Origin of the sequence: Mycobacterium barrassiae, from assembly GCF_025822765.1 — a bacterium.
GTDB lineage: Bacteria > Actinomycetota > Actinomycetes > Mycobacteriales > Mycobacteriaceae > Mycobacterium > Mycobacterium barrassiae.
On sequence record NZ_JACKUK010000027.1, the window covers coordinates 165427 to 190880 of the forward strand.

Here is a 25454-nt window from a genome sequence, read left to right on the forward strand (position 1 = left end):
ACAAGATTGTCCGATGGAGCTGCTGACCGGCTTCGGACTGGCAACCGCGGCTGGACTCAACGCCTACATCCCGCTGCTGGCGCTCGGCCTGCTGTCACGGTTCACCGACCTCATCACCCTGCCTGCCGGCTGGACCTGGCTCGAGAACGGCTGGGTGATGGCGATCGTCGCCGTCCTGCTGATCGTCGAAATCGTCGCCGATAAGGTTCCCGCCCTGGACAGCGTCAACGACGCCGTTCAGACGTTCATCCGGCCAACGGCGGGCGGCATCGTGTTCGGGTCCGGCACCGCGGCGCAGACCAACGCCGTCACCGATCCAGGCGCCTTCGCGCAATCCGGACAGTGGATCCCGGTGGCGATCGGAGTCGTTGTCGCACTGGTGGTGTCGTTGACGAAATCGACGGTGCGACCCGCCGCGAACGTCGCCACCGCGGGAGTGGCAGCGCCCGTGCTGAGCACGGTCGAGGACGGAATCAGCGTGGGCCTTGTGTTCGTGGCCATTCTGGTCCCGGTTCTGGTGCTGGTCGTGCTGGTCCTGCTGGCCTGGGCGGCCGTGCGCCTGATTCGCCGACGACGGCGGGCGCGCGCCGCAAAGCGCGAGCCCTAGATCCAGACGCCCTTGCCGACCGCGACGACGCCCCCGGCGCTGATCGCGAACCGCTCGCGATCCTTGTCGAGGTCGACGCCCACCATCTCGCCCGGCCCGACGACGACGTTCTTGTCGAGGATCGCGTGGCGCACTACGGCACCACGGCCGATCCGGGTGCCCGGCATGATGACGCTGCCCTCCACGATCGCGCCGTCGTCGACGACGACGTTGGACGACAACACCGAGTTCCGCACCGATGCGGCCGAGATGATGCTGCCCGCCCCGACCACGGACTCCTGCGCCGAGCCGCCGTTGACGAACTTCGCGGGCGCCAGCATCTCCATCTCACCGCGGATAGGCCAGCGCTTGTTGTAGAGGTTGAACACCGGGTGCACCGACACCAGGTCCATGTGTGCGTCGTAGAACGCATCGAGCGTCCCGACATCACGCCAGTAGCCGTGATCGCGTTCGGTGGCGCCGGGCACCTCGTTGTTGTTGAAGTCGTAGACGGCGGCCATCCCGTCGGAGACCAGACGCGGGATGATGTCGCCGCCCATGTCGTGATCGGAGTCGTCGTCCTCGGCGTCGGCCCGGATGGCGTCGATGAGCACCTTGGTGGTGAAGATGTAGTTGCCCATCGACGCGAACGTCTGCTCGGGGTCGTCGGGAGTGCCCGGCGGGTCGCTCGGCTTCTCGATGAAACTGCGGATCCGTCCCGACTCGTCGGCGTCGATGCAGCCGAACGCAGTGGCCTCGGAGCGCGGCACCCGGATGCCCGCGACGGTCGCACCCGCACCGCTCTCGATGTGGAACTGCACCATCTGCTCGGGGTCCATCCGATACACGTGATCGGCACCGAACACGACGATGTAGTCGGGGTCCTCGTCGTAGATCAGGTTCAGCGACTGGTAAATGGCGTCGGCGGAGCCGGTGTACCACCGCGGGCCGAGCCGCTGCTGGGCAGGCACCGGAGTGATGTACTCGCCGGCAAGCCCGGACAGCCGCCAGTTCTTCGAGATATGGCGGTCCAGCGAATGCGACTTGTACTGCGTCAGCACGCAGATACGGAGATACCTGGCATTGACCAGATTCGACAGCACGAAGTCGATCAGCCGGTAGGCGCCGCCGAAAGGGACCGCCGGTTTGGCCCGATCGGCCGTCAATGGGTACAGCCGCTTGCCCTCGCCGCCAGCCAGGACGATTCCCAGCACGTGTGGCAGTTCCCGCATGATCCAAACCTATCCGCAGTGGAGGACAGCGGCTAGCCATTCGCAGCTGTCTGTCAAGGTTATTGACGCCTGATCGCATCCGAAACAAAGCTGCGATCAAGAGACGCGGCCATTACCGTCGTCTCTATGCGGGTGGCGATGATGACTCGGGAGTATCCACCCGAGGTTTACGGCGGGGCGGGCGTACACGTCACCGAACTCGTCGCGCAGCTACGCCATCTTTGCGAAGTCGACGTGCACTGCATGGGCGCACCGCGCGCGGACGCGATCGTGGCACAGCCAGATCCGGCGTTGGTGGGCGCCAACCCTGCGTTGTCGACGCTGTCGGCCGACCTCAACATGGTCAACGCCGCCAGCCAGGCCACCGTCGTGCATTCGCACACCTGGTACGCCGGGCTGGCGGGCCACCTCGCCGCCCTTCTGTACGGCATCCCGCATGTGTTGACCGCGCACTCGCTCGAGCCGATGCGGCCGTGGAAGGCCGAGCAGCTCGGCGGCGGGTACCGGGTGTCGTCCTGGGTGGAGAAGACCGCGGTGGAGGCGGCCGACGCGGTGATCGCGGTGAGCTCAGGCATGCGCGACGACGTGCTGAGCACCTACCCGGCCCTGGATCCGAACCGGGTACATGTGGTGCGCAACGGAATCGACACCGACGTCTGGTATCCAGCTCCCGCGCAACCCGGCGAGTCGGTGCTCGCCGAACTCGGCGTCGACATGACACGGCCGATCGTCGCGTTCGTCGGACGAATCACCCGCCAGAAAGGCGTGCCGCACCTGATCGCGGCCGCGCATCGGTTCGCGCCCGACATCCAGCTCGTGCTCTGCGCCGGCGCGCCGGACACCCCCGAAATCGCGGCGGAGGTGACCGAGGCCGTTCAGGAACTGGCCCGCAGCCGCACCGGCGTGTTCTGGGTCCGTGAGATGATGGCCATCTCGAAGATCCGCGAGATACTCTCAGCAGCAACCGTTTTCGTGTGCCCGTCGGTGTATGAGCCGCTCGGCATCGTCAATTTGGAGGCGATGGCCTGCGCGACGGCGGTGGTCGCGTCCGATGTCGGTGGTATCCCAGAGGTGGTGGACGACGGTCGTACCGGCGTGCTGGTGCACTACGACGCGGGCGACCCGACGGGGTACGAAACGCGGCTGGCCGACGCGGTCAACGACGTGGTGGCCCATCCGGAGACCGCCAGGCAGTACGGCCAGGCCGGCCGTCAGCGCTGTATCGAGGAGTTCTCCTGGGCGCACATCGCCGAGCAGACCCTGGAGATCTACCGGAAGGTCGCTACCTAGTCGCCGTCAGTGTGTTCCCCCGCGCGCACACGTGGACTAGCTGGTGACGTTCTTGAGTTCGTCGCCGAGCGCGGCCGCCTCATCGGGCGTGAGTTCGACGACCAAACGTCCGCCGCCCTCCAGCGGTACCCGCATCACGATGCCTCGCCCCTCCTTGGTTGCTTCCAGTGGACCGTCGCCGGTCCGGGGCTTCATCGCCGCCATCGAGTGCTCCCTCCACATGAGCCAGCCCGCACGGTGGGCCTAACGAATCCCCCCCATTGTTCCCTATCCACGGCATCGCGTGTGCAAAGACCCGGCGATGACCCCTGTCGACGGGTCAGCGGATCGTCGCTGGCACCCAGCAGTCCGCGGTGTGGTCGTCGACCATTCCGGTGGCCTGCATCAAGGCGTAGGCGGTCGTGGGCCCGACGAACCTGAACCCCCGGCGCTTCAGTTCCTTGGCCATCGCGGTCGACTCGGGCGTGACCGCCGGGACATCGGCCATGGCGGCCGGCCGCGGCCGGGGCGGCGGGGCGAACGACCACAGCAACTCGGCGAGGTCGACGTCGAGCTCGGCGACAGCGCGGGCGTTGGCGATGGTCGCCTCGATCTTCGCGCGGTTACGCACGATGCCCGTGTCGTCCATCAGCCTCGCGATGTCGCGCTCGCGGTAACGCGCGACGCGCTCGACGTCGAAACCGTGGAACGCCCTGCGGAAGTTCTCCCGCTTGCGCAGGATGATCAGCCACGACAACCCACTCTGAAACGCCTCGAGAGTGACTCGCTCGAACAGCGCCTTCGAGTCCCGCAGCGGCCGTCCCCATTCGTTGTCGTGGTAATCGCGGTACAAGACGAAATCGTCTGGCGACAAACGTGATTCGTCGATCCAGGCGCAGCGGACTCGTTGATCGGTGGCGGTCACGCTTCGGCCTCGGCGTCCGACGACGGCAGCGCGTGCGCGCCGCCCTCGATGCGGTGCTCTTCCCCTTCGTCGACGTCGATCCCGTGCGCTGCGCGCACCGCGGCCAGCTGACCGCGGACCAGATCGAGCTCCTGACCCAACCGGTCGAGCACCCAGTCCACCTCGCTGGTCTTGTAGCCGCGCAACGTCTGGCTGAACTTGACCGCATCCACGTCGGCACCGGTCACACCGGACGCGGGCAACACGGTGGCGGTCGTATCGCGCGGCAACGGCGGCAATGACTCACCACGTCCGAAGAGCACGCTGCCGAGCGCGAACAGCACGATAGCGATCAGAACGAGCACGACCAGATAGAGCAGAACCAGTGTCACGATCTCGATACTGCCCGATCACCCCGACAAGCACCGACCACCGGCACGCCCCGGGTCCGCTAGGTGCGGGGGCGCAGGCTGTTCATCGGCGGCCGGTCGACCAGCGACACCTCTGACGTGCGGGGGCTGAAATCGTCGCCGTCGGCGAAGAACTGGGTCAGGCCGACGCCGGAGTCCGGCACCCCGCACCGTGAGAACAGGGTCGCGATGACCTGGCGACTCATCGCCGCCAGCTCGGTCAGCGGGCGGTTGCGGTGCTCGCGGACACCGAGGTTGACCTGCGCGATCGCGTCCAGGCCGAGGCGGTCGTAGGTGTCGACGAGCAGGCCGATCTCGACGCCGTAGCCCGGCGCGAACGGCACCGAGGTCAGCAGTTCGCGGGTGCCCGCATACTCGCCGCCGAGCGGCTGCAGCAGGCAGGTCAGCTCGGGCCGCAGCGCGGCGAGCAGCGGCCTGGCCACCAGCTCGGTGACGCGTCCGCCACCGTTGGCGTCCTCGCTGCCGCTGACCTTCAGCGGGCGGCGGTAGAAGCCCTTGACGAGGTGGACACCCTCCCTCACGAGCAGCGGACCCACCAGCTTGGGCACGAACATGGGGTCGGGGTCGATCAGGTCGGAGTCGACGAAGACCACGATGTCGCCGGTCGTGACGGCCAGCGACCGCCACAGGACTTCGCCCTTGCCCGGCTGCGGGTCGACCTCGGGCAGGGCCACCTCGCGGCTGATCACCCTGGCGCCGGCGGCGAGCGCACGGATCTCGGTGTCGTCCGTCGAGCCGGAGTCCAGCACGATCAGCTCGTCGACCAGGCCGCCGACCAGGGGTGTGATGGTCTCGATGACGCCCGCAACCGTCTCTTCCTCGTTGAGGGCAGGCAAGACCACCGAGATGGTGCGTCCGGCCTTGGCGGCCACCAATTCGTCGATCGTCCACATGGGCCGGCTCCAGCTGTTGTCGGCCAGCCAGGGATGTTTGGCGATATCCGCGGTGGCCAGCTCTGTTGGCTGTTCGATTAGCACAGTCATGCCAGTCCCCTCACTGTGCGCGTCGGTGGACGCGTTCCCTGAATCGACGCGACCATTTCCAGTACGCGTCGCGTGGGTCCCACCTCGTGCACTCGGAACATGGCGGCGCCGTCGGCGGCCGCGAGTGCGGTCGCAGCCAGCGTGCCTTCCAGGCGTTCGGTGAGGTCCACACCCAGAGTTTCCCCGACGAAATCCTTGTTACTCAGTGCCATCAGGACCGGCCATCCAGTGTTTACAAGGTCTTTTAGATGGCGCAACAAACTAAGACCGTGATAAGTGTTCTTGCCGAAATCGTGGGTGGGATCGATCAACACCGCCTCGCGCGCCACCCCGGCAGCAACGGCGCGTTCGGCCGCCGCAGTCACCTCAGCAATCACGTCGTCGACGACGCCGCGCTCGGAAATGCCGTAGTTGACGCGAAACGGGCGGGTGCGCGGCACGGCGCCGCCGGTGTGCGAGCAAACCAGCCCGGCGCCGAACTCCGCGGCGACCTCCGGTAGCGCGGGATCGTGGCCGCCCCAGGTGTCGTTGATCAGATCCGCACCGGCGACACAGGCCTGTTTGGCCACCGCAGCGCGCCAGGTGTCGACGCTGATCAGCTGGTCAGGGTAGGTGTTACGAAGCCATTCGATGAACGGGACGACGCGGGCGATCTCCTCGTCGACGTCGACCGAACTGCCGGGCCCCGCCTTGACTCCGCCCACGTCGACGACGTCGGCACCCTCCTCCACCACGCGATGGGCGGCCTTCTTCGCGGCCTCATCGGTGAAGGTGGCGCCCCGGTCGTAGAACGAGTCCGGTGTGCGGTTGACGATCGCCATGATCAGCGCGCGGTCGCCCGCCACCGGACGGCCCAGAAACGTCGACTGCACGCCCTCCAGGCTACGGGCGTGCGATTTGGGCGTGCTGAGTCACTCTGAGCGAGACCGAGCACGCCGAAATCGCTAATTCTTGGGCTTCTTGCCCGCGGCGACCTCTTGCGGGTACTCGTCGTAGAACTCGACGTAGCCCTCTTCGCGACCGGCAAGGACGTAGATCGGGTCCTTGATCTCGCCGGCCTCCTCGTCGCCTTCGCCCGAACTGCCGCCGTAGCCCTCCTTGCGGAGGTCCACTTTCTGGCTCTTGAACGTCGAGGTATGAGCGAGTTCCTTCACCACCCGGACGAACAGCGGCACGGCGTAACTGGGCAGCCGCTCGTAGGCGGCCTTCGCCAGCGCCTTCCCGTCGAACTCCTCGCCATCCTTGAGCTGGACCGCCACCATGCCTGCGCGGCCACCGGCGCCCTCGACCTCGACGCCGAACACGGTGGCCTCCTCGACCTGCGGATCGCGTGCGACCGCCGCCTCCACCTCGGTGGTCGCCACGTTCTCGCCCTTCCAGCGGAACGTGTCGCCGAGCCGGTCGGTGAACGCCGCGTGGCCGAACCCCTGCGAACGCATCAGGTCGCCGGTGTTGAACCAGACGTCACCGTCCTTGAACGCGTCGCGGACGAGCTTCTTCTCGCTGGCCTTCTCGTCGGTGTAACCGTCGAACGGCTGGAAGTTGCTCACCTTGGACAGGAGCAGACCCGGCTCGCCGTTTTTGACCTTGCGAACGCGGCCCTTCTCGTCACGCACCGGCTCGCCGGTGTCGGGGTCGTACTCCACGAACGCCACCGGGGTCGGGCAGATGCCGGTGGACTTGTCGATGTTGAGCACGTTGACGAATGCCGTGTTGCCCTCGCTGGCTCCGTAGAACTCACACACCCGCGGGATACCGAAGCGCTTGGTGAAGTCGTCCCAGATGGCGGGCCGCAGACCGTTGCCGATGATCACCCGGACCTTGTGTTTGCGGTCGGTGTCCTTGGGCGGCTGGTTGAGCAGATAGGCGCAGATCTCGCCGATGTAGATGAACGCCGTCGCCTTGTACCGGATGACGTCGTCCCAGAACTTCGACGCGGAGAACGACTTGCCAAGTGCCAGAGTGGCGCCGGCGTTGACGGTCGATCCGACCGCCACCGTCAACGCGTTGTTGTGATACAGCGGCAGGCAGCAGTACAGCACGTCGTCGCTGTGCAGGCGCAGTCCGAGGCCTCCGAAGCCCGCCAACGCGCGCAGCCAGCGGTAGTGCGTCATCACGCTGGCTTTCGGCATTCCCGTCGTGCCCGAGGTGAAGATGTAGAACGCCTTGTCCTTGGCCAGCACCGCCGCGGTGGTCGCAGGGTCCTGCGTTGGGGCGGTGGCGGCGAGGCCGTCCAACTCCTCGAGCGTCATCAGGCCGGTGGTTTCCGCCCCGCTCTCGGTGATGGGCTCGATCATGTCGGTTTCGGCGACGATCGCCTTGGCGCCGAGCAGTCCGATGCTGTGGGCCAGAACATCGCCGCGCTGGTGGTAGTTGAGCATGCCCGCGATGGCACCGCACTTGACCACGGCCAGCATCAGCAGCACCGCCTGCGGCGAGTTGCGCAACATGACGCCGACGACGTCGCCGTGCCCAACCCCGCGCGCGGCAAGCACTGCGGCGTAACGGTTGGCGGTCTCGTTGGCCTCGCGATAGGTCAGCTCCTGATCCTCGAACCGCAGGAACACCCGGTCGGCGTAGCGGGCCGCACGGTCCTGGAAGACCTTGCCGATCGACGTCTTGGCCGTGGGGCGCGCCATGAAACCGGTCAGCGCGCCGCGCAGCATCACTGGCGCGTCCATCAACAGGCCCGGTAGACGGGTGGCGATGTCGAGCAGTCCGACACTGCTCCGGACTCCGGAATTCCGGTCGGTCATGCGGTGGGTCCCCTCCGGTGTTCGCTTGCAGAACACAGCCTATCGGCGAGGGTGACCGCCATCACCCACGCGGTTGGCAGGCGGTCAGTGCGGTGTCGACGTCATCGACGACCACCAACCGGTCCAACGCGCGCTGGGCGACGTAGCCGCTGTCGATCAGCCCACGCAACCAAGTCAGCAAACCGGTGTAGTGCCCGAACGGGTCGAGCATCACCACCGGCTTTTCGTGCATACCCAGGTAGCCGGCCGTCCAAGCCTCGAAAAATTCCTCCAGCGTCCCGATGCCGCCGGGCAGGGCAATGAACGCGTCGGCCCGATCCTCCATCACCTGTTTGCGTTCCCGCATGGTGTCGGTGACGACGAGCTCGTCGGCGTCGACGTCGGCGACCTCGCGATGCACCAGCGCCTTGGGGATCACACCGATGGTGTGGCCGCCGCGCTGCCTGGCCGCGACGGCGAGCGCACCCATCGCCGACACATTCCCGCCGCCGGACACCAGCGTCCAGCCGCGCTCCGCGATCGCGGTGCCGACCTGTTCCGCGAGGGCGAGTAGCTCGGGATGCGTCGGGCCGGACGCGCAATAGACGCACACTGCCCACTCGCCGGAGTTTTTCGGAGACACGAGCACAACCTAGCCATAGACTCCGGCCGTGCCTGTTGAGTGGGTGACCGTTCCGCTTGAGCCGGCACTGGAAGCTCTCGAAGCCGGGTCGCAAGCCCGGCCCGGGACGGTGATCATCGGTCCCGCGGGGGTCGGCAAAACCACGCTCGCGCGTGCCGCCGTCGCTCGTCTGGGTGCGCGGTTCGACCGCGTCGACTGGGTCACCGCGACCACACCTTCGTCGGCAATCCCGTTCGCCGCGTTCAGCCATTTGATCGACGTGCCGGAGGCCGGCAAGACCGCCGAGGTGCTGCGCACCGCGCGCGCGACGCTCGGCGACGGACGACTGCTGGTGGTGGACGACGCGCACCTGCTGGACAAGTTGTCGGCGGCGCTGGTCCACCAGTTGGCTATCAGCGGCGATGCCTCGCTGATCATCACGGTTTCAGCCAACGGCCGTGTGGCCGAGGAGATCTCGACGCTCTGGACCGACGATCTGCTCAACCGGATCGACCTCGACCCGCCCGGGCACGACGACCGTCGGCTGGCGGCCATGGTCAACGACCACGTCGCGACGCTGCCCGCCGGCGCACGTCGCGTGCTCGAGTATCTGGCCGTCGACGACCCGTTGCCGTTGGCAGAGGTGGCCGACCTCGTCGGACGGGACGCCGTCGCCGAAGCGGAGTCCGCAGGGGCGATCACCGTTGACGACGATCTGGTGCGTCCCGCCCACCCGTTGTTCGTCGATGCGGTACGCGCCGCGCTGGGCGGGCCGGAACTACGCCGACTACGAACGGATTTGGTCGAACGGCTCGGTGCAGCGCCGCCGCGCGATGTGGTGGCCATGCTGCGACTGGCCGTGCTGGCGCTGGACAGCGACCGCCCCCAGCCGACAGCCGAGATCGTCGCGGCCGCTGGTGAGGCCCTGCGGCTCGGCGACCTGGTGCTGGCCGAGCGCCTCGGCAGGGCCGCGGTGCAGCGCGACGCCGGCCTGCCCGCGCGGATCACGCTCGCGTACGCCCTCGCCTGGCAGGGCCGCGGCCGCGACGCCGATTCCGTTCTCGCCCAAGTTGATCCGTCGACCCTGTCGGAATCCGAGTTGATGGCGTGGGCGTTGCCGCTGGCGGCCAACCAGTTCTGGATGTTGTCGGAGCCCGAACGGGCGACGGCGTTTCTCAAGGCGACGCGGAACAAGGTGTCGTCACCCGCCGCACAAACCACCCTCGATGCGTTGTCCGCGACGTTCGCCATGAACGCCGGCGGTCCGGGTCGCGCACTGCAGATCGCCAACGAGGTGCTGGCGTCACCGTCGGCAGACGACACCGCCATCGGCTGGGCGGGCGCCGCCGCAGCGTTGAGTGCGGCACGGATGGGCCACTTCGCCGAAGTCGACCCGTTCGCCGAGCGGGCAATCGCCGCGGGACATCCAGGACTGTTGCGCTTCACCAGCGGATTCGGCCAGACCACAGCACTGCTGATGGCGGGCGAACTGGACCGGGCGCAGGACCTGGCCCAGCAGCTCACCGACTTCGCTCAGCTTCAGCAGCCTGGACGCGCCATCGGTGAGGTGTTGGTGGCCGATGTGCTGATCGCGAAGGGCGAACTCGATTCGGCGGTGCGGTTGTTGCGCAGGGCGGCGGCCGCGTTGGCGCCGACCGGTTACTCATGGGGCCCGCTGGCATGGATGCTGCTGGCGCAGGCACTCGGTCAGCAGGGTGCGCCCGTCGAGGCGGGAAAGGCGTTGTCCCGGGCGGAGTCTCGGCACGGATTGAAGTCGATGCTGTTCGCACCGGAGCTGGCGTTGGCACGCGCATGGACGATGGCCGCGCGCGGCGACAAGATCGGCGCCGTCGCCGCAGCGCGTGACGCGACACGAAGCGCTGAGCGCGGCGGGCAGGCGGCGGTGGCGTTGCGGGCCCTGCTCGACGCGGTGCGGCTCGGCGACATCCGAGCTGCCGACGCCATCGCCCGCGTCAGTGCCCAATGTGATTGTGCAGTAGGCCAACTGGCGCTGACCCATGCACGCGCGCTGGCCGGTAACGATGCGGCGGCGTTGGGCGACGTGTCGAAGGAGTGGTCGGCGCTCGGCATGAACCCGGCGGCGGCCGACGCTGCCGCACAAGCGAACTAGCGATACAGCCGACGGCCGAGGTCCTCGTCGACGTGCTCCGGCGGTGCGACGGGCGCCGGACCCGCACCGGGCCTGCTTTCGTCGGCACGCGCCAACTTTTGCTGGTTTTCAGCCCGCTGTTCGAGGCGCTCGACCCGTTCTTCGAGCGGATCACGCGGCGCCGGTCCCGGAGCCTGTCCCGCTCCGGCGGCAGTCGGCACGCCGCCACCCTGGGCTGCCTTCATCGCCTGCTCGATCAGCGAACCGAACACACCCGAACCGCCTTGGGCGGTCTGTGTAGGCGCACCCGCAACCTGACCCATCTGACCCGCTTGTTCACCCAACTTGCCGAGCATGCCGACGACCTGGCCGACCGACTGCGATCCGGCGTCATCAGAGTTCTGGTACGCCGCCTGCGCGACGCCCAACTTGCCGGAGTATGTGTGCTCCTTGGCCGACAGCGCCGCCACGTTGGCGGTCAACTGGGCGGCCAGGGTGGGAAGTACTGCGGCGATCGTCGCACTCATCGCGTCCAGACCCGCGGGAAGCATTGGTATCTGCGGTAATTCGACCGATGCCGTGTTCCAGCTGATGCCCTCCGGCTTTTTCAGCGGGCTACCGCTCATCGCCGTCCTCTCCCGTTGTCACCAGTCATCGTCGGTATCGTCCTCGTCGAGGTCGTGATCGAGCGGCGCGGGAAAGGCCAACGCCGCCGTGGTGCCACCGCTCTCGCCGCGCGCACCGCCCATCATCGGGCCCATCCCGCCCATGCCTGCCCCCGCAGCCATCGGCGCGGCGCCTCCCACCGCGCTGCTGCCGGCATGCGCGCCGTCCGCGGGTGCGGTCGAGACGGGCTTGCTGCCAACCAGATTCGCCATCAACGGCGTCTGCGACGGCACCCCTCCCGAACCGGGCAGCGACGCCGCCCGCACCATGCCTGAGCCGCCGCCGGCACCACCTCCGCCCGCCAGCGGGTGATTGGAGAACGACGCGAACGGCATGCCTGCCGACCCCATCGCATCCGCCTTGCCGCCCTGCCCGAACAACGAGGTCAACTGCTGCAGCGGTTGGGACAGCTGTTGCAACGGCTGGGTCATCTGCTGAGGTATCTGCATCAGCATCTGCGGAAGCTGACCCGCCATCGACCCAAACTGGCTCAGCATCTGCATCGCCTGGTCGGATCCTTGACCGGCTTGTTTACCGGCCTCCTCGCTGCTTTCCTCGGCCTGTTTGGCGCCGGGGACCTGCGGGGCGCCGGGCAGAGGCAGGCTGGGCGGCACCCCGAGTGTGTTCGCGAGTTCGGTCGTGTTGGCGCCGACGTTGGCCATGTTCTGCGACAGGCCCATCCTGATCCGGCTCTGCACCAACTCCTGCGCGTTGCCGAAGGGCATCGCGGCGATCGCTTCGCATTCGTGCTGCACCTCCTGCGCGATCGTGTTGGCCAGCATCTTCGTCTTGACCACCGTGGTCTCCATGGCGCGCAGCTTCGCCGCGATCGCGGCGGCATGCGCGGCGTTGGCCTCGTGGCCGCCGATGATCGTCGTCGCCTCACCCGCCGCAGCAAGCGACCCGGTGCCCTCCCAGACCTCGGTGAGCTTCATCAACTGGCTCTGCTGCTGCGGCACCACCGCGCCGGTCAGCTTGGCGGCCAGTGCCTCGTACGATGCGGCCGCCGCTGCCAGCGCCTCCTCGTCGACGTTCGGCCAGCCCGGGCCGGTCACCGTCTGCGACCCGTATGGGCTGGAGTCGGGCTCGATCGCCATAGGGATCAAACCTACCGTGGTCTCGGTAGCTGTCGGTGCGCCAAAATCGGCGGCCAAGATCGGCGATCAGCGCCGATCAGACCGACTGCAGCCGACCGGCCGATAGCCGAAGGGTGCGCTGCACCCCGATCTCCGCCAGGAAGCGCTCATCGTGGCTGACCACCACGAATGCGCCCCGGTAGGCGTTCAGCGCCGACTCCAGCTGACCCACACTGACGAGGTCGAGGTTGTTCGTCGGTTCGTCGAGCAGCAGCAGCTGCGGCGCCGGCTCGGCATAGAGCACACACGCCAGCGTCGCGCGGAGCCGCTCGCCCCCGGACAGTGCCGCCACCGGCAGGTGGATGCGATCGCCGCGGAACAGGAACTGGGCCAGCAGATGCATGCGCCGGGTGTGCGAGAGGCTCGGCGCCGACGCAGCAAGGCTTTCCGCGACGGTGCGCTCTGGGGGAAGTAGGTCGAGCCGCTGCGACAGATACGCCACCCGGCCGTCAGCGCGGTGCACAAATCCGTCGTCCGGTGCGAGCTCGCCGCCGAGGATGCGTAACAGCGTCGACTTGCCGGCGCCGTTGGGCCCGGTGAGCGCGATGCGTTCGGGTCCGCGGATGGACAGCTCCACCTGCTCGAACAGCCGTCGGCCCCCTCGGCGGGCCGCCAGGCCGTCAGCCCGCACCACCGTTCGCCCAGCCGGCACGGTGGTCTCGGGCAACTCGAGGACAAGCGCGTCGTCGTCGCGGAGGGCGCGCTCCGCCTCGTCCAGACGCGTGCGGGCGTCGGCGACGCGTGCCGCGTTGACGCCATCGATCCGGCCCGCCGACTCCTGCGCCCTTCGCTTCATCGCGCCCACGATGATCTTCGGCAGCCCGGCATCCTTGATGTTGCGCGCCGCGGTGGAGGACCGTCGCGCCGCGCGCTCACGGGCCTGCTGCATCTCCCGCTTCTCGCGCTTGAGCTGTTGTTCGGCGTTGCGGATGTTGCTCTCGGCGACCCGCTGAGCGTCGGCAAGAGCTTCTTCATACATCGTGAAATTCCCGCCGTAGAACAGCATTTCGCCGCGATGCAGCTCGGCGATGCGGTCCATCCGGTCCAGCAACATCCGGTCGTGGCTGACGACGAGCAGGCATCCGGTGAACTCGTCGAGCGCGTCGTACAGCGCCTTACGCGCGTCGGCGTCGAGGTTGTTGGTCGGCTCGTCGAGCAGCAGCACGTCGGGCTGGCGAAGCAGCTGCGCGGCCAGGCCGAGGGAGACGACCTCGCCGCCGGACAGCGAGCCGAGGCGACGGTGCAGGTCGAGGTGGCCCAGACCCAGCTTGCTCAGCTGGGCGAGGCTGCGCTCCTCGACATCCCAGTCGTCACCGATTGCGGCGAACACATGGTCGCCGGCGTCACCGCGGGCAAGGGCGTTGAGTGCGTCGACGACCGACGCGACGCCGAGCACTTCGGCGACGGTCCTCTCCGCGACGAACGGCAGCGTCTGCGGCAGATACCCGACGACACCGTCAAGGCTGACCGAGCCGCCGGTGGGTGTGCGGTCGCCGACGATCAACTGCAAAAGCGTGCTCTTACCGGCACCGTTGGGGGCCACCAAGCCCGTGCGCCCGTCGCCGATGGTGAAGGACAGGTCGCTGAACAGGGTGGTGCCGTCGGGAAATGCGAACGACAGATTGGAACAGGCAATACGAGACATGCGAGAGAGCTCTCATGACAGAAGACGACTGGACACCGGAGTCGTTGTCTCACCGCATGCTTTCAGCGTACGGATCCGGTCAACCGGTTAAATATCTCCGCAGCGTGTCGGTGGCGGCGGTGATGGCCGCGGTGTCCACGCGCTCGTCGGAGCGGTGGGCCAGGTTTGGGTCGCCGGGCCCGTAGTTGACGGCGGGGATGCCCAGCGCCGCGAACCGCGCGACGTCAGTCCAGCCGTACTTCGCCCGCACCTGTCCCCCCGCGGCCTCCACGAGTGCCGCGGCGGCGGGCGCCGTCAGACCCGGCAGCGCACCGCTGGCCGAATCGGTCAACTCGATCGCGACATCGAGCCCGTCGAACAACTCGAACACATGCTTGGTGGCCTCTTCGACCGTGCGGTCGGGTGCGAAACGGAAGTTCACCGTCAACGAGGCGGCATCGGGTATCACGTTGCCTGCGATCCCGCCGTCGATGCGAACGGCCGACATCCCCTCGCGGTAGGTGCAGCCGTCGATGTCGACACTGCGCGCCTGGTAAGACGCCAGCCGGTCCAACACCGCGCCGAGTTTGTGGATTGCGTTGTCGCCCAACCAGGATCGCGCGGAGTGCGCGCGAGTGCCCGAGGCGCTCACCACGACACGCAGCGTGCCCTGGCAGCCGGCCTCGATGTAGCCGCCGGAAGGTTCGCCGAGGATCGCGACGTCTGCCCGCAGCCAGTCGGGAAGTTCGAGTTCGATGCGGCCCAGACCGTTGGCGGAGGCCTCGATCTCCTCGCAGTCGTACATCACCAGCGTGATGTCGTGCCGCGGTTCGGCCACCGTCGCGGCCAAGTGCAGGAAAACCGCGTCACCCGACTTCATGTCCGACGTGCCGCAGCCGTGCAATTGGCCGTCGGCCAGGCGACTCGGCACATTGTCGGCGGCGGGGACGGTGTCGATGTGGCCGGCGAGGAGTACGCGTGACGGCCGGCCGAAGTCGGTCCGCGCAAGGACGGCGTCGCCGTTGCGCACGATCTCGAATTCGGTGGTCTGCTCACGCAGCGCGGCTTCGATCTCGTCGGCGATGCGACGCTCGTTGCGCGATTCGCTGGGAATGTCCACCAGCGCCGCGGTCAGGGCGATCGGGTCGCCGCGTAGATCGAGGGCCACGATGTCGAGGTTAGCCGGTCGCCCCGACATGACGCGCCCATGGAGAGCAGCCGCAAGGGCGCCTTGGCCTGGCATGTCGGGGGACTTGTCGCTCCGCGACCGCGGGGAAGTAGCCTCTACCAACGTGACTTCTGCTGCAGGTTTCGGCGTGGCGACGATCGCCGCCGACGGGTCCGTACTCGACACCTGGTTTCCGGCGCCGGAGCTCGGCGCCGACGGCCCATCGGGCACCACCCGGCTGTCCGTCGCCGAGGTTCCCGAGGAGTTGGCTGCGCTGACCGGGCCGGATGAGGACCGCAACGTCGAGGTGGTCGCTGTCCGCACGGTCATCTCATCTCTGGACGACAAGACCACCGACGCGTATGACGCATACCTGCGACTGCACCTGTTGTCGCACCGCCTGGTGCCGCCCCACGGTCTGAATGCGGACGGATTCTTCGGCGTGCTGACCAATGTGGTGTGGACCAATTACGGGCCATGCGCAGTCGAAGGCTTCGAGAGCGTGCGGGCGCGGCTGCGCAGGCGCGGTCCGGTGACCGTCTACGGCGTCGACAAGTTCCCGCGCATGGTGGACTACGTCCTGCCGTCGGGTGTTCGCGTTGCCGACGCCGACCGTGTGCGACTGGGTGCGCACCTCGCGTCGGGTACGACGGTGATGCACGAGGGCTTCGTCAACTTCAACGCCGGCACGCTGGGTAACTCGATGGTGGAAGGCCGCATCTCGGCGGGCGTCGTCGTCGATGACGGTTCCGATGTCGGCGGCGGTGCATCGATTATGGGCACCCTCTCGGGCGGTGGCACAGAGGTGATCTCGGTGGGCAAGCGCTGCCTGCTCGGCGCGAACGCCGGGCTGGGCATCTCGCTCGGTGACGACTGCGTGGTGGAAGCCGGCCTCTACGTCACCGCGGGCACCAAGGTGCAGACCGCCGACGGTCAGACGGTCAAGGCCCGCGAGCTCTCGGGCGCGAACAACCTTCTGTTCCGGCGCAATTCGGTGACCGGCGCCGTGGAGGTCGTCAAGCGCGACGGCACCGGCATCACGCTCAACGAGGCATTGCACGCCAACTAGCTCGTCGCGTTCGGCCTCAGCGGCGGGCATTTGCCGCGCTCGTCGACCGCCAGCTCGAAATGCCATATCTCGTTCGCGAAGATCTGGCACAACCCGAACTGCCTGCCGTTGGCGATCAGCCACCTGTCGGCCTCGACGGGTGCGATGTCCACGGCCCTGCCCTGCACATGCATCGACGTTTCGGGTGATGCGACCAGCTTCCGTGCCGCGTCGATGCTTCCGTACGTGCGGACGCCGTCGTCGAACAGCCTCTGCTGAAACCCTTTCGAGCGCCACCCCGAGTTGATCCGGATGTCCACGCCGTCGGCTTCGGCCTTCTTCGATGCGCTCTGGATCGCCGCCAGCAGTGCCGGGTCCAGCCATCCCACGACCGGGTTGCCGACGTCGAACGGGCTGAGGGTCACTCCGTCGGGCAGCCAGCCGCCGACGGTGTCTTCGGCGGCCGGTCCGATGTTGAGCGGCGCGACGTCGACGGGCGGGTCCGGTGGCGGTTGCGGTGCGGGTTGCGGCGAGTCGCACGCGGCGACCATCAGCAGAAGGAGCGCCGCGGTCAGTCCTCGGCGGCAAGTATGCAGAATTCGTTGCCCTCCGGATCGGCCAGCACAACCCAACTCTCGTCACCGCTTTGACCGATGTCGACGCGACGCGCACCCATGGCCAGCACCCGGTCCACCTCGGCCTGCTGGTCGTCGGGCCGGAAATCGAGGTGGATGCGGTTCTTGACCACCTTCTCGTCGGGCACCGCGATGAATATCCAGTTCACCCCCGCACCCGGGGGTGCGTGCAGCACGACGTCGCCGTCGTCGTCCACGTCGTGCGGCCACCCCAGCACCTCCGCCCACCACGCACCCAAGGCGGTCGCATCGTGGGCGTCGATGCAGATCTCGTCGAACTTCAGCGCCACTTCGCCAACTCCTTCTTGAGCACTTTGCCCATGGCATTGCGCGGCAGGCTGTCGACCACGCGCACTTCCCGTGGCCGCTTGTGCACCGAAAGCTCTTGTGCGACATAGTCGATCAATGCCTGCGGATCGGCGTCACCCACGACGAACGCGACGATACGCTGGCCGAGGTCGTCGTCCGGTACGCCCACCACGGCCGCCTCTGCGACACCGGCGTGGCCCAGCAGTGCGGCTTCGATCTCGCCGGCGCCGACCCGAAAACCACCGGTCTTGATCAGATCGACGGATTCGCGGCCGACGATCCGGTGCATGCCGTCGGAGTCGATGACCGCGACGTCACCGGTGCGGTACCAGCCGTCGGCATCGAGAACCTCGGCGGTCGCGTCGGGGCGATTGAGGTACTCGTCGAACAAGGTCGGGCCTCGAACATGAAGCTGCCCAATGGTTTCGCCGTCATGCGGCACGTCTGAGCCGGACTCGCTGACCAGCCGCGTCTCGATTCCCGCCAGCGGCAGCCCCACCCACCCTGGACGCCGTTCGCCGTCGGTACGCGTGCTGATCGTGATCAGCGACTCCGTGGATCCGTAGCGTTCGATGGGCCGGTGCCCGGTCAGTTCGGCCAGTCGCTCGAACACCGGCACGGGCAGCGGAGCGCTTCCCGACACCAGCAGGCGCGCAGATCGCAACGCCGAAGCCGCTGCGGTGTTCTCGGTCACCCGTGACCACACGGTCGGAACGCCGAAGTACAACGACCCGTTGGCGGCGGCGTAGAGGTCGGGCTTCGGTTTACCCGTGTGCACGAAGCGGTTCCCGATGCGCAGCGATCCGAGCAGGCCCAGCACCAGCCCGTGCACGTGATACATCGGCAGGCCGTGCACCAGGGTGTCCTCCGGCGTCCACTGCCACGCGTCCGCAAGCGCATCGATGTCCGCGGCGATGGCGCGACGGCTGACGACGACGCCCTTGGGTGGACCCGTGGTGCCCGAGGTGTAGATGATCAGGGCTGTCGCGTCGGGGTGCGGTTCGGCGTAACGGTGCCATGACCGCGCGTGCAACCGGACGGGGATGTGCGCAAGACCCCCGGTGTCGGCGGGTTTCTCCCCCAGCCACGCCTGTGCGCCGGAGTCGGTGAGGATATGGGCGCGTTCGGCGCCGCCGACGTCGGCGGGCACCGGGACGACGGGCACACCCGCGATCAGGCAGCCCGTCACCGCCAGCACGGTCGTGGCGGTCGGTGTCGCGAGCACCGCGACGCGCTGCGCGCCCGCCACCCGCTCGGCGACGGAGGTCGCGGCGCCGACCAGGTCGCTGCGGCTGAGCACCGCGTTGTCGATGCGTACCGCGTCGCCGATGTCGGCGCCTGCGGCCACTGCCGCGGGGTTCAAGGAGGACAGCAGCACGTCCGTGAGGATACTGGTCGCGTGGATTCGATCCAGACGGTCGCTTCGCGGGAGATCTACCGCAACAGCTGGTTCTCCCTGCGCGAGGACGATATCCGTCGACCCGACGGCAGCAACGGCATTTACACGGTCGTCGACAAGCCGACGTACGCGCTGGTGATCGCGCAGGACGGCGATCGGTTCCACCTGGTCGAGCAGTTCCGCTACCCGCTGGGGCTGCGGCGATGGGAGTTTCCCCAGGGCACGGGCCCGGACCTGAAGGATCTCGAGCGTACGGAGCTGGCGGCGCGCGAACTGCGCGAGGAGACGGGGCTGCGAGCGGAGTCCATGACGCTCATCGGTCAGCTCGATCTCGCGCCGGGTCTGAGCAGCCAGCGGGGCTGGGTGTTCCATGCGACAGGCATCACCGAGGGGGAGCACGACCGCGAACATGAGGAACAGGACATGCACAGCGCGTGGTTCGACCGCGCCGAGGTGGAGCGGATGATGCGCGACGGCGAGATCACCGACGCGCAGTCGATCGCCGCGTATGCCCTGTTGCTGTTGTCCGAACGGGTTTGAACCGTCGCGCGGTGTGTCTCGTTGTAACTATTGAAGGACGTAAGAAGGACCTGATCGGCACGAAAGGGGTGATCCCGATGACAGTTGCCTCGATGGCATTCGGGATGATCGCGATGGTCCCAGTCCTGTTCGCAGGTGCCGGTTATGTCCTCGTATCGTCGGAGGGCACCGACGAGCACAAGTCCTTTCGATCCGGGAAGTAAGACAGGTCAGTGCCGACGCTCGGCCAACGCCCTCAGGAAGAACGTCAGGTTGGCGGGGCGCTCGGCCAGGCGGCGGACGAAATACCCGTACCACTGCGTGCCGAACGGTACATAGACACGCACATGGTTGCCCTCGGCTGCCAGCCGACGTTGTTCGGCGTCGCGGATACCGTAGAGCATCTGGTACTCGAAATCGTCGAGACCCCTGCCGAATTCATGGACCATCGCCGGCACCGCGTCGATGACCTCGGGGTCGTGCGAGGCGACCATGGGATAGCCGTCGCCACCCATCAGGACCCGCAAGCACCGTAGGTAGGAGGCGGTGACCTCGCCACGGTCTCGGTATGCCACCGATACCGGTTCGTCATAGGCGCCTTTACACAACCGGATCCGTGCACCGGAGGCGGCGAACTCTTTGCAGTCGGCCTCGGTGCGCCGCAGATAGGCCTGCAGAACCGTGCCCAGCCAACGGAATTCGGTGCGCAGGTCGCGCACGATGGACAGCGTCGAGTCGGTGGTCGTGTGATCCTCGGCGTCGATGGTCACCCACACGCCCGCGCGTTGTGCCCGCTCGCAGATGGTGTGGGCGTTCTCCAGTGCGATCTTCTCTCCGTCGCGCGGCAACGCCTGCCCAAGGGCCGAGAGCTTCAGCGACACCTCCAGCGGGCGCACCGCCGCCGACGGCTCCGCGCGGCCGTCAAGTGCGTCGAGCAGGTCCAGGTAGGCGTCGACGGTGGCGTTCGCCGTGTCGATGTCGGTGACGTCTTCGCCGAGGTAGTCGATCGACACCAGACGCCCCGAATTCCGCAGCTGGGCAACTGAGTCCAGTGCGTCGGCCACCGTCTCCCCGGGTACGAATCGGTGCACCACCTGCCGGGTGACGGGCAGGCGCTCGGCGGCGCGGCGCATCCCGTCGGACCGACTGGCGGCCATGATCACCGGGCGCGCGACCCGATCGAAGACGCCCACGTCAGACCTCCATGTGGGGGTAGGTGTGGTTGGTCGGTGGGACGAACGTCTCCTTGATCGACCGGGCCGACGTCCAGCGCAGCAGGTTGAGCGCAGAGCCCGCCTTGTCGTTGGTGCCCGACGCCCGCGAACCACCGAACGGCTGCTGGCCCACCACGGCACCGGTCGGCTTGTCATTGACGTAGAAGTTGCCCGCCGCGTGGCGCAACCGCCGCTCGGCCGTCAGCACAGCCGCGCGGTCGTCCGCGATCACCGCACCGGTCAGCGCGTACCGGGCGCCGGTGTCGACGACGTCGATGACGCGTTCGTAGTCGTCATCGGGATAAACGTGCACCGACAGGATGGGTCCGAAATACTCGGTGGAGAACGATTCGTCGGCCGGGTCGTCGGACAACAGAATCGTCGGACGGACGAAATAGCCTTCGCTGTCGTCGTATTCGCCACCGACGGCAATGGTGACGCCCGAAGCGCTCTTGGCGCGCTCGATCGCCCTGACGTTCTTCGCGAACGCTCGCTCGTCGATCAGGGCACCGCCGAAGTTGGTCAGGTCGGCGACGTCGCCATAGGTCAACGCCTCGGTGGCCGACAGCAGATCGTCGCCCATCTGATGCCACACCGAACGGGGAATGAACGCCCGCGACGCCGCCGAACACTTCTGCCCCTGGTAGTCGAACGCACCGCGAATGAGCGCGGTACGCAGCACATCCGGGCGAGCCGAGGTATGGGCCAACACGAAATCCTTACCGCCGGTCTCCCCGACCAGGCGCGGATACGTGTGGTAGCGGTCGATGTTGGTGCCGACCTCACGCCAGAGGTGCTGGAACGTCGCCGTCGACCCCGTGAAGTGGATCCCGGCCAGCCGTGGATCGGCAAGGGCCACATCGGAAACCGCGATACCGTCGCCGGCCACCAGGTTGATCACGCCCGGCGGCAGGCCTGCCGCCTCGAGCAGCTGCATGGTCAGGTAGGCCGCGAACGTCTGGGTGGGCGACGGCTTCCACACGACGGTGTTGCCCATCAACGCGGGGGCGCTCGGCAGATTGCCCGCGATCGCGGTGAAGTTGAACGGCGTGATGGCGTAGACGAAGCCCTCAAGCGGCCGATAGTCGGTGCGGTTCCAGACCCCCCGCACGCTGATCGGTTGCTCGGCCTGGATCTCGCGGGCGAACGCGACGTTGAACCGCCAGAAGTCGATCAGTTCACACGCCGCGTCGATCTCGGCCTGATATGCCGACTTGGACTGGCCGAGCATCGTCGCCGCGCACAACTTCTCCCGCCAGGGTCCGGCGAGCAGGTCGGCGGCGCGCAGGAAGATCGCCGCTCGCTCGTCGAACGGCGTCGCTTCCCAGCCGGGCTTGGCGGCCATCGCGGCGTCGATGGCCGCGGTGGCGTCCGCGTGTTCGGCGTTGGTGAAGGTGCCCAGGCGGGCCGCATGGCGATGCGGCTGGACCACGTCGGTCCGGGTTCCGCCACCCATGCGGTGGGCCCCACCGATCACGTGTGGCAGGTCGATCGGGTCAGCGGCGAGCGCTTTGAGAGCGTCGGTGAGGCGGGAGCGCTCCCCCGACCCCGGTGCGTAATCGTGGACCGGCTCGTTGGCAGGCGCGGGTACGTCGGTTATGGCGTCCATGCAGTAAGGATGCGCGTCGTCGCCGCGCCGAACCGATGGCTGATCGCACAAAGCAGATGCGGTCTTATAGTTGGATCGGACAAAGGAGCGCGTGATGACGACACCATCCTCCGGCCTCGGGCTCGGCCAGCTGCTGCTGGCGCTCGACCGCACGATGGTGACGCTCGTCGAAGCGCCACGTGGCCTCGATATGGCGGTCGGCTCGGTCGCACTCGTCGATGCCGATGACGTCCGCCTCGGACTGGCGGTGGGCCCGGGTTCGGCGGACCTCTTCTTCCTGCTCGGTGTCGCCGACGCCGAAGCTGTGCGTTGGCTCGAGCGGCAGTTCGCCGGGTCGGGACGCGTGCCTGCGGCCATCTTCGTCAAGGAGCCCAGTGAGGCCGCGGTGGCTCGGGCCGTCGCTCTCGGCACCGCGGTGGTGGCCGTCGACCCCCGGGCGCGTTGGGAGTCGCTGTACCGACTCGTCAACCACGCCTTCGAGCACCACGGCGACCGGGGCGACCCGCACCGCGACACGGGCACCGACCTGTTCGGGCTCGCCCAGTCGATCGCCGACCGCACCCGCGGGATGGTCAGCATCGAGGACGAGCAGTCACACGTACTGGCGTACTCGGCGTCCAACGATGAGGCGGACGAACTGCGCCGGTTGACGATCCTGGGGCGGGCCGGCCCGCCCGAGCATCTGGAGTGGATCGGCCAGTGGGGCATCTTCGACGCGCTGCGGGCGAGTGGCGACGTCGTCCGCGTGGCCGAGCGCCCCGAACTGGGACTGCGTCCACGACTGGCTGTCGGCATCCACCTGCCGAGCACCGATGCGCGTCGTGCACCGGCATTCGCGGGCACGATCTGGCTGCAGCAGGGCTCCGCGCCGCTGGCCGACGACACCGAGGAGATCCTGCGCGGTGGGGCGGTGTTGGCGGCGCGGATCATGGCGCGCCTCGCATCGACCCCGTCGACCCACGCGATGCAGGTGACCGAACTGCTCGGGCTCGCGGGCGACGACGTCGACACCGCGGCGATCGCGCGCGACCTGGGTATCACCGCCGACGGCCGGGCCGCGCTCGTCGGATTCCAGGGTTCTCCGCCGCCACCTTCCGGCGTCATCGCGTTGAGCGCCAGCGCATTTCGCGCCGACGCCCAGGCGGTGTCGGTCGGTGAGCGCGTCTATGTCCTGCTGCCCAAGGTCGGCGCGCCGTCGTCGGTGATGTCGTGGGCGCGCGGAGTCGTCGCTGCGATGCAGCGCGAACTCGGGCTGGCCCTACGTGCTGTCGTCGCAGCCCCGCTGGCCGGCCTGACGGGCGCCGCAGCGGCGCGCGTCGAGGTGGACAGGGTCTTCGACAGCGCCGACCGCCATCCGGGGGCGATCGGACAGATCACTTCGCTGGACGAGGCGCACACCACCGTCCTGCTGGACGAGATCGTCTCGCAGGTGGCGAGCCGGCCCAGCCTGGTGGATCCGCGGGTGCGGCATCTACGCGAGGAGGAGCCGGTCCTGGCCGAGACACTGCGGGCGTATCTGGACGGCTTCGGCGATGTGGCGGCCGTCGCGAAGCAGTTGCACGTGCACCCGAACACTGTGCGCTACCGGGTGCGGCGCATCGAGAAGCTGCTGGCCACCTCGCTGGATGACCCCGACGTGCGACTGTTGCTCGCGCTGGGACTGCGCGCCACCGAACCGTAGCCGCAGGCCGAGTGTCAACCGTTCGATGGACACCGAAGTTCATCCGTCAAGCCGTCGCGCGCCGCCCGCCCCATGGCGCACGATTGGCACATGACCACTGCAGCCCCCATCCGCGAGACGGAAAATCCGTATCTGAACGGCAACTTCGCTCCTGTGCGCGAGGAGATCACGGCCACCGATCTCGAAGTCACCGGCTCCATTCCCGAATACCTCGACGGGCGCTACCTGCGGAACGGCCCGAACCCGATCGGCGACCCCGACCCCGCCCGCTACCACTGGTTCCTCGGCGCCGGGATGGCACACGGGCTGCGGCTGCGCGACGGCAAGGCGCACTGGTACCGCAACCGGTGGGTGCGCTCGGCGGACGTCGCACGCAAGCTGGGTGAGACCTGGCACGGCGGGCCGACAGACGGCGGCTTCGACTTCGCGTCCAACACCAACATCATCGAGCAGGGCGGCAGGACGCTGGCCATCGTCGAGGGCGGCGCGCGACCGTACGAGTTGACCGACGAACTGGAAACCGTTGGGCCGTCCGACTTCTGCGGGACGCTGTTCGGCGGTTACACCGCCCACCCCAAGCGGGATCCGGCAACCGGTGAACTGCACGCGGTCTCGTACAACCCCATGCGCGGAAACATCGTGCAGTACACGGTGATGGGAGTCGACGGAAAAATCCGGCACACGGTCGACATCCGACTGAAGGCACAGACGATGATGCACGACTTCTCGCTCACCGAGAAGTACGTCGTGCTCTACGACCTTCCGGTGGCGCTGGACTTCGGCATGAACATCCACAGCAGGCCGGCCAAGACCGTCGCGACGCTGTTGACAAGGTTCGCCGAACGCCATGCCGCACCCGACTTCTTCCTGCGCGCTGCGATGCGTGGGTCGGCTCGCGGCGGGTCAGGGCCGTCGGGGATGCCGTACCGCTGGGCCCCGGAACGCCAGGCCCGTGTCGGCCTGCTGCCACGTGAGGGCACTGCCGCCGATATCAGATGGTTCGAGGTGAACCCCTGCTACGTGTTCCATCCGCTCAACGCCTACGACGAGGGCGATCAGGTGGTACTGGACGTCGTCCGGCACGCATCGGTGTTCGCCTCCGGCCACGCTCTTGTGCCCGAGAACCCCACGCTGGACCGCTGGACCGTCAACCTCACCACGGGCAAGGTCACCGAGGAGCGCCTCGACGACAAGGGCCAGGAATTTCCCCGCGTCGACGAGCGACTGGTCAGCCGCAAACACCGCTACGGCTATGCCGTCGGCGTTGCGGGCGACGGGCCGGGAGTCTCGGACCCCGATGCGATCCTCAAGCACGATCTCGTCACGCGTCGCACCGAAGCCCACCGCTTCGGCGCAGGCCGCGAACCCGGCGAGTTCGTGTTCGTCCCGTCCAGCGCCGACGCCGCCGAGGACGACGGCGTGGTCATGGGCTTCGTCTACGACAAATCCACCGACCGCAGCGACCTGGTGCTGCTCGACGGGCAGACCATGGAAACCGTGGCGACCGTGCACCTTCCGGTGCGGGTACCGCACGGCTTCCACGGCAACTGGGCTCCGACGGCGGGCTAGTATTC

Annotated in this window: 25 protein-coding genes; 8 read left to right on the plus strand and 17 right to left on the minus strand. The window is 67.8% G+C overall.

What is annotated here, in order from left to right; all coding sequences use genetic code 11:
* Window positions 1-13 precede the first annotated feature (13 nt).
* A complete protein-coding gene (locus tag H7J93_RS17820; RefSeq protein ID WP_267307614.1) occupies window positions 14-607 on the plus strand; it encodes a DUF4126 domain-containing protein in 594 nt (197 codons plus the stop codon).
* On the opposite strand, the gene glgC is transcribed toward H7J93_RS17820, so the two are convergent.
* Window positions 604-1818 carry a glucose-1-phosphate adenylyltransferase gene (gene glgC, locus H7J93_RS17825; RefSeq protein ID WP_267307615.1) on the minus strand — a complete coding sequence of 405 codons (1215 nt, stop codon included), beginning with the start codon at window positions 1816-1818 and terminating at the stop codon, window positions 604-606. The genes H7J93_RS17820 and glgC overlap by 4 nt on opposite strands.
* Window positions 1819-1944: 126 nt before the next feature.
* Between glgC and glgA the strand changes: the two genes are divergently transcribed.
* Window positions 1945-3108, plus strand: coding sequence for a glycogen synthase (gene glgA, locus H7J93_RS17830; protein WP_267307616.1), 1164 nt, complete (start codon window positions 1945-1947; stop codon window positions 3106-3108).
* Between the two features lie 36 nt (window positions 3109-3144).
* Here glgA and H7J93_RS17835 read toward each other — a convergent pair whose 3' ends face one another.
* The 7 genes from H7J93_RS17835 to log form a co-directional block, all read right to left on the minus strand.
* A complete protein-coding gene (locus tag H7J93_RS17835; RefSeq protein ID WP_005059648.1) occupies window positions 3145-3312 on the minus strand; it encodes a DUF3117 domain-containing protein in 168 nt (55 codons plus the stop codon).
* Between the two features lie 115 nt (window positions 3313-3427).
* The gene (locus H7J93_RS17840) at window positions 3428-4012 is read right to left on the minus strand and encodes a DNA-3-methyladenine glycosylase I (protein ID WP_267307617.1); all 585 of its coding nucleotides are present in this window, start codon (window positions 4010-4012) and stop codon (window positions 3428-3430) included.
* Window positions 4009-4383: a DivIVA domain-containing protein gene (locus H7J93_RS17845; protein WP_267307618.1), complete on the minus strand. Its 375-nt coding sequence runs from the start codon at window positions 4381-4383 to the stop codon at window positions 4009-4011. The genes H7J93_RS17840 and H7J93_RS17845 overlap by 4 nt, the downstream gene beginning before the upstream one ends.
* A gap of 59 nt (window positions 4384-4442) precedes the next feature.
* Window positions 4443-5405 (minus strand): glucosyl-3-phosphoglycerate synthase, encoded by a 963-nt coding sequence (locus H7J93_RS17850; RefSeq protein ID WP_267307619.1) that lies wholly within the window; start codon window positions 5403-5405, stop codon window positions 4443-4445.
* Window positions 5402-6226, minus strand: a complete 825-nt coding sequence (folP, locus tag H7J93_RS17855; protein ID WP_267307846.1) for a dihydropteroate synthase — start codon at window positions 6224-6226, stop codon at window positions 5402-5404. The genes H7J93_RS17850 and folP overlap by 4 nt, the downstream gene beginning before the upstream one ends.
* Window positions 6227-6349: 123 nt before the next feature.
* Window positions 6350-8161 carry a long-chain-acyl-CoA synthetase FadD6 gene (fadD6, locus tag H7J93_RS17860; protein ID WP_267307620.1) on the minus strand — a complete coding sequence of 604 codons (1812 nt, stop codon included), beginning with the start codon at window positions 8159-8161 and terminating at the stop codon, window positions 6350-6352.
* A gap of 61 nt (window positions 8162-8222) precedes the next feature.
* Window positions 8223-8783 (minus strand): cytokinin riboside 5'-monophosphate phosphoribohydrolase, encoded by a 561-nt coding sequence (gene log / locus H7J93_RS17865; RefSeq protein ID WP_267307621.1) that lies wholly within the window; start codon window positions 8781-8783, stop codon window positions 8223-8225.
* A gap of 28 nt (window positions 8784-8811) precedes the next feature.
* Between log and H7J93_RS17870 the strand changes: the two genes are divergently transcribed.
* The gene (locus tag H7J93_RS17870; protein WP_267307622.1) at window positions 8812-10893 is read left to right on the plus strand and encodes an AAA family ATPase; all 2082 of its coding nucleotides are present in this window, start codon (window positions 8812-8814) and stop codon (window positions 10891-10893) included.
* On the opposite strand, the gene H7J93_RS17875 is transcribed toward H7J93_RS17870, so the two are convergent.
* From H7J93_RS17875 to dapE, 4 genes are all read right to left on the minus strand, one after another.
* On the minus strand, window positions 10890-11498 hold the full coding sequence (locus H7J93_RS17875; protein WP_267307623.1) for a hypothetical protein: 609 nt from the start codon (window positions 11496-11498) through the stop codon (window positions 10890-10892). The two genes, H7J93_RS17870 and H7J93_RS17875, sit on opposite strands and share 4 nt — an antisense overlap.
* 18 nt (window positions 11499-11516) lie before the next feature.
* Window positions 11517-12635, minus strand: coding sequence for a hypothetical protein (locus H7J93_RS17880; protein WP_267307624.1), 1119 nt, complete (start codon window positions 12633-12635; stop codon window positions 11517-11519).
* Between the two features lie 76 nt (window positions 12636-12711).
* Entirely contained in the window at window positions 12712-14319 is a 1608-nt protein-coding gene (locus tag H7J93_RS17885; RefSeq protein WP_267307625.1) for an ABC-F family ATP-binding cassette domain-containing protein, read from the minus strand.
* Window positions 14320-14398: 79 nt separating this feature from the next.
* Window positions 14399-15466: a succinyl-diaminopimelate desuccinylase gene (gene dapE, locus H7J93_RS17890; RefSeq protein ID WP_267307626.1), complete on the minus strand. Its 1068-nt coding sequence runs from the start codon at window positions 15464-15466 to the stop codon at window positions 14399-14401.
* Between the two features lie 73 nt (window positions 15467-15539).
* Between dapE and dapD the strand changes: the two genes are divergently transcribed.
* Window positions 15540-16535 (plus strand): 2,3,4,5-tetrahydropyridine-2,6-dicarboxylate N-succinyltransferase, encoded by a 996-nt coding sequence (gene dapD / locus H7J93_RS17895; RefSeq protein ID WP_267307627.1) that lies wholly within the window; start codon window positions 15540-15542, stop codon window positions 16533-16535.
* Here the strand turns inward: dapD and H7J93_RS17900 are convergent.
* From H7J93_RS17900 to H7J93_RS17910, 3 genes are read right to left on the minus strand one after another with little or no spacing between them, the layout of a single operon-like run.
* Window positions 16532-17065: a M15 family metallopeptidase gene (locus H7J93_RS17900; RefSeq protein ID WP_267307628.1), complete on the minus strand. Its 534-nt coding sequence runs from the start codon at window positions 17063-17065 to the stop codon at window positions 16532-16534. The genes dapD and H7J93_RS17900 overlap by 4 nt on opposite strands.
* Window positions 17066-17085: 20 nt before the next feature.
* Complete coding sequence (locus H7J93_RS17905; protein ID WP_267307629.1) at window positions 17086-17439, minus strand: VOC family protein; 354 nt, start codon at window positions 17437-17439, stop codon at window positions 17086-17088.
* Entirely contained in the window at window positions 17430-18836 is a 1407-nt protein-coding gene (locus H7J93_RS17910) for an acyl-CoA synthetase (protein ID WP_267307630.1), read from the minus strand. Before H7J93_RS17910 ends, H7J93_RS17905 begins: the two co-directional genes overlap by 10 nt.
* A 21-nt stretch (window positions 18837-18857) precedes the next feature.
* On the opposite strand from H7J93_RS17910, the gene H7J93_RS17915 reads away from it, so the two are divergent.
* Both H7J93_RS17915 and H7J93_RS17920 read left to right on the plus strand, forming a co-directional pair.
* Entirely contained in the window at window positions 18858-19397 is a 540-nt protein-coding gene (locus H7J93_RS17915) for an NUDIX domain-containing protein (RefSeq protein ID WP_267307631.1), read from the plus strand.
* A gap of 77 nt (window positions 19398-19474) precedes the next feature.
* Window positions 19475-19600: a hypothetical protein gene (locus tag H7J93_RS17920; RefSeq protein ID WP_267307632.1), complete on the plus strand. Its 126-nt coding sequence runs from the start codon at window positions 19475-19477 to the stop codon at window positions 19598-19600.
* Window positions 19601-19606: 6 nt separating this feature from the next.
* On the opposite strand, the gene H7J93_RS17925 is transcribed toward H7J93_RS17920, so the two are convergent.
* Entirely contained in the window at window positions 19607-20569 is a 963-nt protein-coding gene (locus H7J93_RS17925; protein WP_267307633.1) for a proline dehydrogenase family protein, read from the minus strand.
* Between the two features lies 1 nt (window position 20570).
* On the minus strand, window positions 20571-22199 hold the full coding sequence (pruA, locus tag H7J93_RS17930; RefSeq protein ID WP_267307634.1) for an L-glutamate gamma-semialdehyde dehydrogenase: 1629 nt from the start codon (window positions 22197-22199) through the stop codon (window positions 20571-20573).
* A gap of 94 nt (window positions 22200-22293) precedes the next feature.
* Here pruA and H7J93_RS17935 point away from each other — a divergent pair, with 94 nt between their 5' ends.
* The gene (locus H7J93_RS17935; RefSeq protein WP_267307635.1) at window positions 22294-23880 is read left to right on the plus strand and encodes a PucR family transcriptional regulator; all 1587 of its coding nucleotides are present in this window, start codon (window positions 22294-22296) and stop codon (window positions 23878-23880) included.
* A 90-nt stretch (window positions 23881-23970) separates the two neighbouring features.
* Window positions 23971-25449, plus strand: coding sequence for a carotenoid oxygenase family protein (locus H7J93_RS17940; protein WP_267307636.1), 1479 nt, complete (start codon window positions 23971-23973; stop codon window positions 25447-25449).
* The last annotated feature ends 5 nt before the right edge of the window (window positions 25450-25454 follow it).

Excerpts from the sequence above, each read along its gene's own strand:
- H7J93_RS17820 (WP_267307614.1), top strand. The coding sequence starts at position 14 with ATGGAGCTGCTGACCGGCTTCGGACTGGCAACCGCGGCTGGACTCAAC.
- glgC (WP_267307615.1), bottom strand. The coding sequence starts at position 1,818 with ATGCGGGAACTGCCACACGTGCTGGGAATCGTCCTGGCTGGCGGCGAG.
- glgA (WP_267307616.1), top strand. The coding sequence starts at position 1,945 with ATGCGGGTGGCGATGATGACTCGGGAGTATCCACCCGAGGTTTACGGC.
- H7J93_RS17835 (WP_005059648.1), bottom strand. The coding sequence starts at position 3,312 with ATGGCGGCGATGAAGCCCCGGACCGGCGACGGTCCACTGGAAGCAACC.
- H7J93_RS17850 (WP_267307619.1), bottom strand. The coding sequence starts at position 5,405 with ATGACTGTGCTAATCGAACAGCCAACAGAGCTGGCCACCGCGGATATC.
- folP (WP_267307846.1), bottom strand. The coding sequence starts at position 6,226 with ATGGCGATCGTCAACCGCACACCGGACTCGTTCTACGACCGGGGCGCC.
- fadD6 (WP_267307620.1), bottom strand. The coding sequence starts at position 8,161 with ATGACCGACCGGAATTCCGGAGTCCGGAGCAGTGTCGGACTGCTCGAC.
- H7J93_RS17875 (WP_267307623.1), bottom strand. The coding sequence starts at position 11,498 with ATGAGCGGTAGCCCGCTGAAAAAGCCGGAGGGCATCAGCTGGAACACG.
- H7J93_RS17880 (WP_267307624.1), bottom strand. The coding sequence starts at position 12,635 with ATGGCGATCGAGCCCGACTCCAGCCCATACGGGTCGCAGACGGTGACC.
- H7J93_RS17885 (WP_267307625.1), bottom strand. The coding sequence starts at position 14,319 with ATGTCTCGTATTGCCTGTTCCAATCTGTCGTTCGCATTTCCCGACGGC.
- dapD (WP_267307627.1), top strand. The coding sequence starts at position 15,540 with ATGTCGGGGGACTTGTCGCTCCGCGACCGCGGGGAAGTAGCCTCTACC.
- H7J93_RS17900 (WP_267307628.1), bottom strand. The coding sequence starts at position 17,065 with ATGGTCGCCGCGTGCGACTCGCCGCAACCCGCACCGCAACCGCCACCG.
- H7J93_RS17920 (WP_267307632.1), top strand. The coding sequence starts at position 19,475 with ATGACAGTTGCCTCGATGGCATTCGGGATGATCGCGATGGTCCCAGTC.
- pruA (WP_267307634.1), bottom strand. The coding sequence starts at position 22,199 with ATGGACGCCATAACCGACGTACCCGCGCCTGCCAACGAGCCGGTCCAC.
- H7J93_RS17935 (WP_267307635.1), top strand. The coding sequence starts at position 22,294 with ATGACGACACCATCCTCCGGCCTCGGGCTCGGCCAGCTGCTGCTGGCG.
- H7J93_RS17940 (WP_267307636.1), top strand. The coding sequence starts at position 23,971 with ATGACCACTGCAGCCCCCATCCGCGAGACGGAAAATCCGTATCTGAAC.